11 protein-coding genes and 1 pseudogene are annotated in these 12,072 nt (G+C 70.7%); 5 read left to right on the top strand and 7 right to left on the bottom strand.

Features of this window, described 5'->3' with window-relative positions:
- Positions 1-3: 3 nt before the first annotated feature.
- On the bottom strand, positions 4-2,127 hold the full coding sequence (locus ABZ671_RS10430; RefSeq protein ID WP_357854494.1) for an ATP-dependent DNA helicase: 2,124 nt from the start codon (positions 2,125-2,127) through the stop codon (positions 4-6).
- Between the two features lie 126 nt (positions 2,128-2,253).
- Between ABZ671_RS10430 and ABZ671_RS10425 the strand changes: the two genes are divergently transcribed.
- From ABZ671_RS10425 to ABZ671_RS10415, 3 genes are all read left to right on the top strand, one after another.
- Complete coding sequence (locus tag ABZ671_RS10425) at positions 2,254-2,760, top strand: DUF402 domain-containing protein (protein WP_357854491.1); 507 nt, start codon at positions 2,254-2,256, stop codon at positions 2,758-2,760.
- Positions 2,761-3,038: 278 nt separating this feature from the next.
- The gene (locus ABZ671_RS10420) at positions 3,039-3,665 is read left to right on the top strand and encodes a DUF47 family protein (protein WP_357542970.1); all 627 of its coding nucleotides are present in this window, start codon (positions 3,039-3,041) and stop codon (positions 3,663-3,665) included.
- Positions 3,666-3,669: 4 nt separating this feature from the next.
- A complete protein-coding gene (locus ABZ671_RS10415; protein WP_357854488.1) occupies positions 3,670-4,671 on the top strand; it encodes an inorganic phosphate transporter in 1,002 nt (333 codons plus the stop codon).
- 53 nt (positions 4,672-4,724) lie between these two features.
- Here ABZ671_RS10415 and ABZ671_RS10410 read toward each other — a convergent pair whose 3' ends face one another.
- A complete protein-coding gene (locus ABZ671_RS10410; protein WP_357854485.1) occupies positions 4,725-5,711 on the bottom strand; it encodes a Gfo/Idh/MocA family oxidoreductase in 987 nt (328 codons plus the stop codon).
- 229 nt (positions 5,712-5,940) lie between these two features.
- Between ABZ671_RS10410 and ABZ671_RS10405 the strand changes: the two genes are divergently transcribed.
- Positions 5,941-6,762, top strand: a complete 822-nt coding sequence (locus tag ABZ671_RS10405; RefSeq protein ID WP_357854482.1) for an NUDIX hydrolase — start codon at positions 5,941-5,943, stop codon at positions 6,760-6,762.
- Positions 6,763-6,768: 6 nt separating this feature from the next.
- Here ABZ671_RS10405 and ABZ671_RS10400 read toward each other — a convergent pair whose 3' ends face one another.
- The gene (locus ABZ671_RS10400) at positions 6,769-7,383 is read right to left on the bottom strand and encodes a dihydrofolate reductase family protein (protein WP_357854480.1); all 615 of its coding nucleotides are present in this window, start codon (positions 7,381-7,383) and stop codon (positions 6,769-6,771) included.
- 173 nt (positions 7,384-7,556) lie between these two features.
- Between ABZ671_RS10400 and ABZ671_RS10395 the strand changes: the two are divergent.
- A pseudogene (locus ABZ671_RS10395) lies at positions 7,557-7,721 on the top strand (DivIVA domain-containing protein); the annotation flags it as partial.
- Between the two features lie 202 nt (positions 7,722-7,923).
- Here the strand turns inward: ABZ671_RS10395 and pstB are convergent.
- The 4 genes from pstB to pstS are packed head-to-tail and all read right to left on the bottom strand — an operon-like array spanning position 7,924 to position 12,044.
- Positions 7,924-8,700: a phosphate ABC transporter ATP-binding protein PstB gene (gene pstB / locus ABZ671_RS10390; protein WP_357854855.1), complete on the bottom strand. Its 777-nt coding sequence runs from the start codon at positions 8,698-8,700 to the stop codon at positions 7,924-7,926.
- Positions 8,701-8,720: 20 nt separating this feature from the next.
- On the bottom strand, positions 8,721-9,809 hold the full coding sequence (gene pstA / locus ABZ671_RS10385; RefSeq protein WP_357854477.1) for a phosphate ABC transporter permease PstA: 1,089 nt from the start codon (positions 9,807-9,809) through the stop codon (positions 8,721-8,723).
- Complete coding sequence (gene pstC / locus ABZ671_RS10380) at positions 9,806-10,891, bottom strand: phosphate ABC transporter permease subunit PstC (protein WP_357854474.1); 1,086 nt, start codon at positions 10,889-10,891, stop codon at positions 9,806-9,808. The genes pstA and pstC overlap by 4 nt, the downstream gene beginning before the upstream one ends.
- Positions 10,892-10,934: 43 nt before the next feature.
- Positions 10,935-12,044, bottom strand: coding sequence for a phosphate ABC transporter substrate-binding protein PstS (pstS, locus tag ABZ671_RS10375; RefSeq protein ID WP_357854471.1), 1,110 nt, complete (start codon positions 12,042-12,044; stop codon positions 10,935-10,937).
- Positions 12,045-12,072 lie beyond the last annotated feature (28 nt).

Genomic DNA, 12,072 nt, shown 5'->3' with positions numbered 1-12,072 from the left:
GGGTCAGGACTTGGCGAGCCGTTCCAGCGCGCCACGGGCCACGTCTGGGCGGGTGGTGTACCAGAACGGCGGGAGAGAGCGCCGCAGGAACGGGCCGTAGCCGCGGGCCGTCTCCAGCCGGGAGTCGAGCACCGCCACCACCCCCCGGTCGCCGGTCGCCCGGATCAGCCGGCCCACGCCCTGGGCCAGCCGGACCGCCGCGATCGGCACGCTGACCGCGGCGAAGCCGGAACCCCCGCCGGCGTCCACCGCCGCCGCGCGGGCTGCGGCGAGAGGCTCGTCCGGGCGTGGGAACGGCAACCGGTCGATCACCACGAGCTGGCATGAGTCACCGGGCACGTCCACCCCCTGCCAGAGCGACATCACCCCGAACAGGCAGCTCTCCCGCTCGTTCCGGAACCGGCGGACCAGCAACGGCAGCGCCTCCTCGCCCTGGAGCAGCACCGGCAGGTCGGTCCGCGCGCGAAGCAGCTCCGCCGCCTGCTGCGCCGCGCGGCGCGAGGAGAAGAGCCCGAGGGTACGCCCACCGAGCGCCCCGACCAGCGCCAGCAGCTCCTCGCCAGCCGCCTCGGGCAGCCCGGACACGCTGGGGCGGGGCAGGTGCGCGGCGACATACAGGATGCCCTGCCGGGCATAGTCGAACGGCGAGCCGACGTCGAGCGAACGCCAGCCGGGACCCTCGGCGGCCGGCACCGTGCCGGTTGCGGCCCGGTCCGTGACTGAGGGTTCGGAACGGCCGGCGGTGGTCGCGGCGGCCAGCGCGGCGGCGGCCGGGGACGGCGGGGCGGGCGGCGGCGCCTCCAGCCCCAGCGAACGGGCCACCGTGTCGAAGCGACCGCCCAGCGCCAGGGTGGCCGAGGCGGCGACCACCGTGCGCTCGTCGTACAGGTGGTCGGCGAGGGTGCCGGCGACGGAGAGCGGCGCGACCACCAGAGCGCGGCGGTTGCCGTTTTCCGGCTTCTCCACCCAGGCCACGTCGTGGTCCGCCTCCTCCAGCAGCCGCTGCGCGGTGGTGGAGAGCTCGTCCAGCACCGCCTTGGCCTGCTGCTTGCGGACCGGGTCCGGGTCGTCGGCCTTGACCTCGCCGATCGCCTCCAGCGCGGCCCGGGTCGCCCCGTCCAACAGCGTGCAGGCCTCGCGCAGCGCCGGTGGCAGGCCGGTGGTGAGTCGCCCGGCCGGCGTCTCGACCAACCCCACCGCGAGGGCGTCGCCGGCCTCGGTGAGCCGATCGGCCAGCTCCGGCCGAAGCAACGGCCGGGCCCGGCGGGTGGAGCGGTCGATCAGCTCGGGAACCAGCTCGGCCTGGGCCGCCGACGAGACGCGGTCGGCCAGCTCGTGCGCCTCGTCGACGATGAGCAGCCGGTGCGGCGGCACGATGTGCCGGCCGGCGAGCATGTCGACGGCGAGCAGGCTGTGGTTGGTCACGACGAGGTCGGCCTCGCGGGCCCGGGCCCGCGAGGCCTCGGCGAAGCACTCCTGGCCGAACGGGCAGCGGGCGGCGCCGACGCACTCCCGGGCCGGCATCGAAACCGTCCGCCAGACCTGGTCGTCCACGCCCGGGTCCAGCTCGTCCCGGTCGCCGGTGACGGTCTCCTCCGCCCAGTCGCGTAGCCGCTGGACCTGCTTGCCCAACCGGCCCGCCTCGCCGAGCCACCCGGTGCCGCCGCCGGGCCGGGGCGCGTCGAAGAGGGCGTCCGCCGGCTCCTCCTCGACCGAGTTGTCGAGGCGGGCCAGGCAGAGGTAGTGGTGCCGGCCCTTCAGCACCGCGAAGGTGGGACGGCGGCCGAGCAGCGGCTCCACCGCGTCGGCCAGCCGAGGCAGGTCGTGGTCGACCAGCTGGGACTGCAACGCCAGGGTGGCGGTGGAGACCACCACCGGGCCGTCCACGGTCAACGCCGGGGCCAGGTAGGCCAGTGACTTGCCGGTGCCGGTGCCCGCCTGGACCAGCAGGTGCTCGCCGGAGGCGATGCTCTGTTCGATCGCCTCGGCCATCTGCTGCTGACCCGGGCGGGTCGCGCCACCGGGGACCGCGCCGACCGCTGCGGCGAGCAGCTCCCCGCCGCTGGGCCGGCTGCCCCGGCGCTTCTTCTTCGGGACGGGACCGGTGGCGGTACGGGGCAGGGTCACCGTGCGACCGTACCCGCCGCCGCCGACAGCGGCCGCGCCGATCCGCGTCGTGGCGCGGTCGGGTGGGATCGCGTCCGGTTACCTGCCGACAGCGCCGAGTGGCCGAAATCGGCTAAGGTGCCAATCATGCCGAGCGATGTGGTCCGCGTGATCTACCGCAAGTACGACGGCAGCGCCCACCGCGATTACCCGGCCCGCCGGCTCGCCGAGGACGACCTCGGCGTCTGGCTCGGCGTGCCGAAGGGCACCGAGTCGGTCTATCACGCCCGGCCTTCGGTCGAGCAGATCCCCTTCGTCCTGCTGGTGCCGCGGCAGGCCTGGTGGACCGGGATGTTCAACCCGCCCCCGCGGACCAGCGAGGTCTACTGCGACATCACCACCCCGGCCCGGTGGGAGGGCGAGAGCACGGTCCACCTGATCGACCTGGACCTCGATGTGGTGCGCCGCCGGGAGACCGGCATCGTCGAGCTGCGCGACGAGGACGAGTTCGCCGAGCACCGGTCCCGGTTCGGCTATCCGGACGACCTGGTCGTCGAGGCGGAGGCCGCAGCCCGTTGGCTTCTCGGCGCGCTCGACGACGGCACCGAGCCGTTCGCCACGTCGTACCGGAAGTGGTTGGCCCTGGTGGTGTGAGTTCCGCGACTGGGCCGTGGCGCATCTGCTGCCGAAACGTTCGGCGCGTCGGATCTCGGGTATCCGGCCGCGGATTTCGACCCGGAGCGGGAGCGTGAGCGGCTGCGGGCCGGGGGCGGCGCGAAGGTGAAGGTAAACAGCAGATGAACGGCCGGTAAATCGGCTTTGACCAGAGGTGGGCCGGCGGATACCTGGTCACGGAGGGTCCCTAGCATGCCCTCTGCAGGCGCCCAGTGGGGCGGCGGCCACCCTTCCACCGACACGACGAGGTCCGTGCTGTGAAGTTTTCCTTCCGTCCCACCGAGGGCGCCTTCTACGAGCTCTTCACCAGGGCCGCGCAGAACCTGGTGCGGGGCACTGAACTCCTCAACGAGCTGGCACTGCCCGGGGTCGACGTGCAGTCGGTCAGCGAGCGGCTGACCGAGGTCGAGCACGACAGCGACCAAATCACCCACGAGCTGTACAAGAAGATCAACTCTACCTTCATCACCCCGTTCGATCGGGAGGACATCTACCGGCTGGGCTCGCTGCTCGACGACGTGATGGACCACCTGGAGGCGGTCGGCAACCTGCTCTACCTGTACGGCCTGACCAAGCTCCCCGCGCTGCCTCGCGAGCTGCACGAGCTGGTGAGCGTGCTGGACCAGCAGGCCAAGCTGACCGCCGAGGCGATGCCGCAGCTGCGGTCGATGAAGAACCTCGAGCCCTACTGGATCGAGTGCAACCGCCTTGAAAACGAGGGTGACCAGGCGTACCGGATGCTGCTCGTCCGCCTCTTCTCCGGCGAGTACGACGCGCTGACCGTGCTGAAGATGAAGGAGGTGGCCGACGAGTTGGAGGCCGCCTGCGACTCCTTCGAGCACGTGGCCAACACGGTCGAGACCATCGCGGTCAAGGAGTCCTGAGCCCGTGGATCCCGAACTCATCGCCGTGCTGGCGGTGGTCGTGGTCGCGATGGCGTTCGACTACACGAACGGCTTCCATGACGCGGCCAACGCCATCGCCACCAGCGTCTCCACCCGCGCGCTGACCCCCCGGGTCGCCCTCGCGCTGGCAGCCGTCGGCAACTTCGCCGGCGCGCACCTCGGCAAGAAGGTGGCAGAGACCGTCGGCGGCGGCCTGGTCATCCTGCCCCAGGAGGTGGCCAGCCTCGGGGTCGTCTTCGCCGGCGTGCTCGGCGCGATCGCCTGGAACCTGATCACCTGGTACTTCGGCCTGCCGTCGTCCTCCTCGCATGCCCTCTTCGGCGGCCTGGTCGGGGCGACCCTCTTCTCCGGCGGCCTGGTGCAGTGGGGCAACATCGTCAACAAGATCATCATCCCGATGGTGCTCTCGCCGTTGGTCGGCCTGCTGCTCGGCTTCCTGGTGATGCTGGCGATCCTGTGGCTCTTCCGCAAGGGGCAGCCGGGCAAGCTCAACCGGGGCTTCCGCTGGGCGCAGACCCTCTCCGCCGCGGCCATGTCCGTCGGCCACGGCATGCAGGACGCCGCCAAGACCATGGGCATCATCGTGCTGGCCCTCTACACCGGCGGATTCCAGTCCGACAAGACCCACATCCCGCAGTGGGTGTACTGGACCTCGGCGGCCATGTTGGCGGCCGGCACCTACGCGGGCGGCTGGCGGATCATCCGGACCCTGGGCCGGAAGATCATCGACCTGGGCCCGGCGGAGGGCTTCGCGGCCGAGACGGTGGCCAGCGCGGTGCTCTTCTTCAACGCCCTGGTGCTGAAGGCCCCGATCTCCACCACCCACACGATCACCTCGGCGATCATGGGTGTCGGCTCGACCAAGCGGCTTTCCGCGGTCCGCTGGAACGTAGCCGGCAATATCGTGATCGCCTGGATCATCACCTTCCCAGCGGCGGCGGCCATCGCCTGCCTGGCGTACCTCCTGGTCCGCCCGCTTTTCTGAGGTGAAGGAGGGGCCCCTTGTTAACACACGTCTGTTAACAAGGGGCCCCTCCTTCATGCGTAGGAGACGCCGATGCGGTCGCGGATGCCGTCCAGGAGTGCCATCACCTCAAGGGTGGCGGAGTGCGGCACGAGCGGGCTCTCGATCAGCCCGGCGGCCAGACAGCGCTGCACCTCGGCGGCCTCGTGCTGGTAGCCGCTGCCGGTCAGGTCGGCCGGAATGGTCTCCGGCTCTGCGCCGAGCCGGTGCAGCACCGCCGACCCGGGCCGGAAGAACGGCTCGGGCAGCTCGATCCGGCCGGTCGTGCCGGTGATTGAGGCGGTGACCGCGGTGGCCCCGGTCATGCCGCAGCTCAGCGTCGCCATCGCGCCGGAGTCCCAGCCGAGCACGATGCCGGTGTTCTCGTCCACGCCCTCCGGGCTCAGCTTCGCCCAGGCCTGCAGGTGCGGTGGCACGCCGAGCAGCAGGTGAGCCAGGCTCACCGGATAGACCCCGAGGTCGAGCAGCGCACCGCCACCCAGCGTCCGGGCCCGCATCCGGTGCTCAGGCGGGAACGGCCCGGCCAGCCCGAAGTCGGCCCGTACGTGGGTCACCTCGCCGATCGCTCCGTCGGCGATCAGCTCAACCACCCGCAGGATGATCGGATTACACCGCATCCACATGGCCTCCATCAGGAAGAGGCCCCGGGCGCCGGCCGTCTCGACCAGTTCGGTGCTGGTGGCCAGGTCGAGGGTGCACGGCTTCTCGACCAGCACGCCCTTGCCGCCGGCCAGGCAGGCCATGGTCGCCTCGTGGTGTGCGGCGTGCGGGGTGGCCACGTAGATCACGTCCAGGTCCGGGTCCGCGGCCAGCTCCACCCAGGAGGCGTACGCCCGGGGGACGTCGTGCCGGGCCGCGAACAGTTCGGCGCTCTCCCGAGTACGTGAGCCGACCGCGACCAGCTCCGCCCCGGGCACCAGCCGCAGGTCCTCGGCGAACCGGCCGGCGATGTGCCCAGTGGCGAGGATGCCCCAACGCGTTTTCCTGCTGTCGCGGACCATGTCACCCCTTCGACGGTGAGCCCGCCGGCAGCGTCTCCCACCCCGCCGTCCGAGACAACCCCACGCATCCCACTTTCCGGAAGGCACCTCAGAACATCCGGAAGATCTTGGTGGATTTCGGCCCCGGTAGGGGCCACTTTCGTCCAAGATCTCCCGGGCGTTTGAGAGGCACGCTTGGGCGAGGGGATCGCCGGGAAATGATTCACTGGTTGGGAACTAGGCTCGCGGGATGACGATCGACGGTTTCGCCGCACCCTCCGCCCTGGTGGAGCACGCCCGCCGGTTCCGCGCCGAGGGTGGCGTGCCGGCCGTGCCTCGGGTCGCGGCCACCGTGCTGCTGCTCCGCCCCACCGGCGCCGACTTCGAGGTGTACGTGATCCGCCGGGTCGCCGCGATGGCCTTCGGCGGGATGTACGCCTTCCCCGGCGGCGGGGTGGACCGCTCTGACTCGCAGGCACACCTAAACTGGGCCGGCCCGGACCCGACCGCGTGGGGCGAGCGCCTCGCCCTCGACCCGGACGCCGCCCAGGCGGTGGTCTGCGCAGCCGCCCGCGAGGTGTTCGAGGAGGCCGGCGTGCTGCTGGCCGGCCCGGACGCCGCGACGGTGGTGGGCGACGTGAGCAGCGACGACTGGGAGAATGCCCGGCAGGATCTGGAGGCCCGCCGCACCGGCTTCGCCGACCTGCTCGCCGGCCGGCGGCTCACCCTCCGCTCCGACCTGCTGCTGCCATGGAGCCGGTGGATCACCCCCGAGTTCGAGCCGCGCCGCTTCGACACGTACTTCTTCGTGGCCCTGCTGCCCGACGGGCAGCGGACCCGGGACGTTTCCGGTGAGGCCGACCGCACGCTGTGGATCCGGCCGGCGGACGCCGTGGCCCGGGCGAAGGCCGGGGAGCTGAACATGCTTCCACCGACGATGGTCACCCTGGCCCAGGTGGCTGCGGCCGGCGACCTGACCGGCGTGGTGGAGGCGGCGGCGACCCGCGACGCCGCCACCCCGATCACCCCCCGCCTCGACCTCAACGACGAACCCCGGTTCGTGCTGGACTGAAGGCGGCTATTCTCCTGCGGGCGCGTGCTCCTTGACGTCGTCGTAGCCCGCTTTGACGGGTGCTGCGGTCGGCGAGTAGGTCACGCGGATCACGCCCGTCGGAAACGCCTCCATCGCCGTCATTCTCAGGTGGTACGGCGTGTCGCCGTCGTCGAACAGCCGGCGGCCCTTACGCGCCGCCACCGGGTGCACCAGCAGGCGCAGCTCATCGAGCAGGCCCGCGGCGAGCAGTTGCTGCACCACGGAGATCGACCCGGGGACGAGGATGCCTCTGCTGCCGGCATCGGCCTTGAGCGAGGTGACCGCATCGAGGAGATCGCCCTTGATCAGCTCGGAGTTGCGCCAGGAGAACTCCAGCGGCTGGCGCGACACGACCACCTTGCGCATGTCCCCGAGTTGCTTGGCGAACGGTGCGTCGTCCCCACCTGCGGCCTCGCGGTCGGGCCAGGCGCCGGCAAAGCTGTCGTAGGTCTCGCGGCCGATGAGCAGCACGTCAGCGGTGTCGTAGTCCTCGCTGACGGCACGGCCCATGTTCTCGTCAAAGTATGGGAAGTGCCAGTCGGGATCGATCTCGGCCACACCGTCAGCCGAGATGAACAGCGTGGAGATGACCTTTGCCATCGGGGTGTTTCCCTTCGAGTCAGGTGGTGTCCACAGATAGACGGGCGCAGCACCCCAAACCTATCGGTCGGATCGAAATCCGTCCGGCCCTGAGCGTTGGTATTTCGCGCGTCGATCAGGTGGCTCGGCCGATGCTCCGCTGCCGGGTGAGGGCGACGCCGAGGCCGCCGCCCCGACGTGTCCGTCGCACCCACCTTGGCCGGCGCGGCCTTGACCATGATGACGTGCAGGCCTTCCTCGACCGCGTCGCCGCCGAACTGGCTGCCGCCCACGCCGCCGCCGAACGGGCTCGCGGCGAGATCTGCCGGATCAGGGACGCCCTTCGTCGCTGGCAGTCGAGCAGCCGCACACCCGTGACCTACCTCGGAGCGCGAACCACCCTGGTGACTGACCAGCGGTACGGCATCCGGCCTTCTACCCGCGGCACCTCGACAGGGGTCGCCGCCGCCTGCTCCCGGCCCGACCACGACGGGCCGTGCATCCGCCGGCTGCCCCGCTGAACGGGGTCCGGAGTGTTAATAGGGGGCCCTTCCTTACACCTCAGCCGAAGCGGCCGGTGATGTAGTCCTCGGTCTTCTTCGCGCTCGGGTTGCTGAAGATCTTCTGGGTGTTGTCGTACTCGATGAGCCGGCCCGGGTCGCCGGTCTTCTCGATGGAGAAGAACGCGGTCCGGTCCGACACCCGCGCGGCCTGCTGCATGTTGTGGGTGACGATGATGATGGTGAACTTGTCCTTGAGCTGGAACATCAGGTCCTCGATGGCCAGCGTGGAGATCGGGTCCAGGGCCGAGCAGGGCTCGTCCATCAGCACCACCTGCGGCTCGACCGCGATGGTCCGGGCGATGCAGAGCCGCTGCTGCTGACCGCCGGAGAGGCCGGCACCCGGCTTGCCGAGCCGGTCCTTCACCTCGTTCCAGAGGTTCGCCGAGCGCAGCGCCTTCTCGGCCGCCTCCTCCAGGATCGACTTCTTGCGTACGCCGTTGAGCCGCAGGCCGGCCACCACGTTCTCGAAGATGCTCATGGTGGGGAACGGGTTGGGCCGCTGGAAGACCATGCCGATCATCCGGCGGACCGCGGTGACGTCCACGTCCCGGTCGTAGATGTCCTGGTCGTCGATGGTCAGACTGCCCTCGACCCGGGCGCCGGGCAGCACCTCGTGCATCCGGTTGATGGAGCGCAGGAAGGTGGACTTGCCGCAACCGGACGGCCCGATCAGGGCGGTGACCGTCTTCGGCTCGACGGTCAGGTTGATGTTCTCGATCGCCCTGAACGCGCCGTAGTAGGCGGTGACGTTGGTGGCTTCGATGCGCTTGGCCATGGTGGTGGTACCTCCGGAGTTCATCGGCCGAGCCGGTTGCGGCGGGCCAGCAACTTCGCCGCGACGGTCAGGATGAGGACGAGAGCGACCAGGGTCAGCGCCGCGGTCCACGCCCGCGCCGGCGAGTACTTGGAGGCCTCGCCGGCCTGCTGGTAGACGAAGAGAGCCAGCGACGACTGGTTGTCCGCGAAGGGGTTGAAGTTGATCGCGGCGGTGCCACCGGCGACGAGCATCACCGGGGCGGTCTCGCCGGCGGCCCGCGCGACCGCGAGCATGATGCCGGTGACGATGCCGGGCAGCGCGGTGGGCAGCACCACCCGCAGGATGGTCTTCCACTTCGGCACGCCGAGGGCGTACGCGCCCTCGCGCAGCGGGGCCGGGACGAGCCGGAGCATCTCCTCGGTGGAGCGGACCACGGTCGGCAGCATGAGCACGCCCAGCGCCAGCGCGGCGGCGAAACCGGAGAAGCCCGGCCGGCCGCCGTTGAACCAGGGCGAGACGACCAGCACCCAGAAGGCCAGCACGAACAGGCCGGTGACGATCGACGGAATGCCGGTCATCACGTCCACGAAGAAGCGGATGGTGAAGGCGAACCGGCCCCGGCCGTACTCGACGATGTAGATCGCGCAAAGCACGCCGAGCGGGACGGTGATCAGCGTGGCGATGCCGACCTGCTCCAGCGTGCCGATGATGGCGTGGTAGGCGCCGCCGTTCGCGTCCCGGGCCCCGATGTTGTTCATCGAGGTGAAGAAGAAGTCCGCGTCCAGCCGTTCGGCACCCTTGCTGACCAGGGTCCAGACCACCGAGGCCAGCGGCAGCACCGCCAGCACGAAGGCGGAGTGGATCAGCGCGCTCCAGGTCCGGTTGCGGGCGGACCGACGGCCCTCCACCGCGTTCGCGGCGGCGAAGAGGCCGGCCAGGTAGAGCAGCGCGCCGACGACCACGACCAGGACCGGGCCGCCGATGCCGGCACCGTAGACGATCCCGGCCGCGACCAGCAGGGCCACGACGGCGATGGCGGGCGCGGCGTACGCCGGAAGCCGATTGGCCCGCAGCGTGACCGGCTGGGCCGAGGGCTGCGGGCGGTGGCTGGTGACGGTGGATGTCATGCGGCCGACTCCGTGAACTCGCGGCGGCGGTGGATGATCGCGCGGGCGGTGATGTTGACGATCAGCGTGATCGCGAAGAGCACCAGGCCGGAGGCGATCAGCGCGCCCCGACCGGTGTCGTTCGCCTCGGCGAACCGGTTCGCGATGTTCGCGGCGATGCTGTTGCCGCCGCTCTGCAGGACGTTGAACGAGATGGCGTACGTCGAGCCGAGGGTCAGCGCCAGGGCGATGGTCTCGCCGAGCGCGCGGCCCAGGCCGAGCATCACCGCGGCGATCACGCCCGGCCGGCCGTACGGGAGGACGGCGGTGCGGACCATCTCCCACCGGGTGGCACCCAGCGCGAGGGCGGCCTCCTCGTTGGCGGTCGGGGTCTGCCGGAACACCTCGCGGGAGAGCGAGGTGATGATCGGCAGCACCATGATCGCCAGCACCACCGAGCCGAGCAGGACGGAGCTGCCGTACGGGCCCTCGCCGAAGATCGGGATCCAGCCGAAGTACTTGTTCAGCCAGGCCGACAGGTCGGTGACCGGCTCGGCGAAATAGTTCCGGCCCCAGAGCCCGAAGACGACGCTGGGCACGGCGGCCAGCAGGTCGATCAGGAAGCCGAGGCCGTTGCCCAGCCGGCGGGGGGCGTAGTGCGAGAGGTAGAGGGCGATACCCAGCGCGACGGGCACCGCCATGAGCAGCGCCAGCGCGGAACTGAGCACGGTACCGAAGGCGAGCGCACCGATGCCGAACTTCGGCGGGTTGTCGTTCGGGAACCAGCCCTCGTAGGTCCAGAACGACTCGGTGTTGGCCCGCAGCGCCGGGACCGCCTTGGCGATCAGGAAGATCGCGATCGCCGCGATGATGACCAGCACCGCCGTGCCGGCGGCCAGGGTCAGGCCACGGAACGCCCGTTCCGCGCCGAAGGCCCGAGCCCGGGGCAGGCCCCCGCCGCCCCCCAGGCCGTTGTCGCTCATCCGGGGGGTACCGGAACTCTCGGCCACACGCGCCGAGGCACCGGCGGGCCACTCGTGGCTCGTGGCCACGCGAGTCCCGCCGGTGCCGGCGTGCGCCGAGCCGTGTGGGGTGTCACCCATCTGCTCGCTCGCTTCGTATGAGGAGGTGGTGTCGGTCAGCGCGTCAGGCGAGGCTCTTGACCGCGGCCTCGACCTTGGCGCGGACGGTCTCGGGCAGCGGGGCGTAGCCCAGCTCGACCAGGTCCTGCTGGCCCTCGGCGCTGGCGGCGTGGCCCAGCAGGCCCTTGACCAGCGGCAGCTTGTCGGCCGGGATGCCCTTGCTGCAGACGATCTCGTAGGTCGCCAGGACGATCGGGTAGGCCCCGGCCTCCTTGGTGTTGTAGTCGATCGACATCTTGAGGTCGTTGCCCTGGCCCTCGAACTTGGCCCCGGCGATCGTCTTGCCGGCCGACTCGGCGGTCAGCTCGGTGAACTCGCCGGCGCCGTTCTGGATCTTGGCCTTCTTCAGGCCGGCGTTCTCGGCGTACGACCACTCGACGTAGCTGATGGTGCCGTCGGTGCTCTTGACCTTGCTGGCCACACCGTCGGACTTGGCCGCGCCGACGCCGCCCGGGGCCTTCCAGGCCTTGGCCTTGCCGAAGGTCCAGTCGGTCTCGGCGGTCTTGGAGAGGTAGTTGGTGAAGTTGTCGGTGGTGCCCGACTCGTCGGAGCGGTGCACCGCCTGGATCGCGGTCGCCGGCAGCTTCGCGTCCGGGTTGTCGGCCTTGATCGCCGCGTCGTCCCACTTGGTCACCGTGCCGGCGAAGATCTTCGCCAGAGTGGCCGGGGTGAGCTGGAGGTTGTCCACGCCGCTGACGTTGTAGACGACCGCTACCGGGCCGATCACCATCGGCAGGTTGAGCGCCTGGCCGCCGACGCACTTGGCGTCCGCCTGCGGCTGCTCCTCCTCCTTCAGGGCGGAGTCGGAACCGGCGAAGTCGGCGGTGCCGGCGATGAAGGCCTGGATGCCGGCGCCCGAGCCGGTGGGCTCGTAGTTAATCTTGGCGTCGGCGCCGCACTTCTGCTGGTACGCCTTGATCCACTCGGCCATGGCGTTCTTCTGGGCGGAGGAGCCCTGCGCGTTCAGCGTGCCCTTGCCGCAGTCGGCGGTGGCGGCGGCCCCGGAGGCCGAGGCGCCCGTGGTGGGCTCGTTGTTGTCCGAGCCGCAGGCGCTGAGACCGAGCACCGCGGAGAGAGCGAGGCAGGCAATGGCACCGTGCCGCTGGAGCTTCACCTGAGGGGTTTCCCTTCACATCTTTGGT

The organism is Micromonospora sp. NPDC006766 (genome assembly GCF_040636055.1).
Lineage (GTDB): Bacteria > Actinomycetota > Actinomycetes > Mycobacteriales > Micromonosporaceae > Micromonospora.
The sequence above is the reverse complement of the archived record's forward strand: the minus strand, read 5'-3'. Positions and strand labels throughout refer to the sequence as shown.

Bases quoted from the DNA above. Each gene is read 5' to 3' on its own strand.
- pstA (WP_357854477.1), bottom strand. From the start codon at position 9,809: ATGACATCCACCGTCACCAGCCACCGCCCGCAGCCCTCGGCCCAGCCG.
- ABZ671_RS10425 (WP_357854491.1), top strand. From the start codon at position 2,254: ATGCCGAGCGATGTGGTCCGCGTGATCTACCGCAAGTACGACGGCAGC.
- pstC (WP_357854474.1), bottom strand. From the start codon at position 10,891: ATGGGTGACACCCCACACGGCTCGGCGCACGCCGGCACCGGCGGGACT.
- ABZ671_RS10405 (WP_357854482.1), top strand. From the start codon at position 5,941: ATGACGATCGACGGTTTCGCCGCACCCTCCGCCCTGGTGGAGCACGCC.
- ABZ671_RS10410 (WP_357854485.1), bottom strand. From the start codon at position 5,711: ATGGTCCGCGACAGCAGGAAAACGCGTTGGGGCATCCTCGCCACTGGG.
- ABZ671_RS10400 (WP_357854480.1), bottom strand. From the start codon at position 7,383: ATGGCAAAGGTCATCTCCACGCTGTTCATCTCGGCTGACGGTGTGGCC.
- pstB (WP_357854855.1), bottom strand. From the start codon at position 8,700: ATGGCCAAGCGCATCGAAGCCACCAACGTCACCGCCTACTACGGCGCG.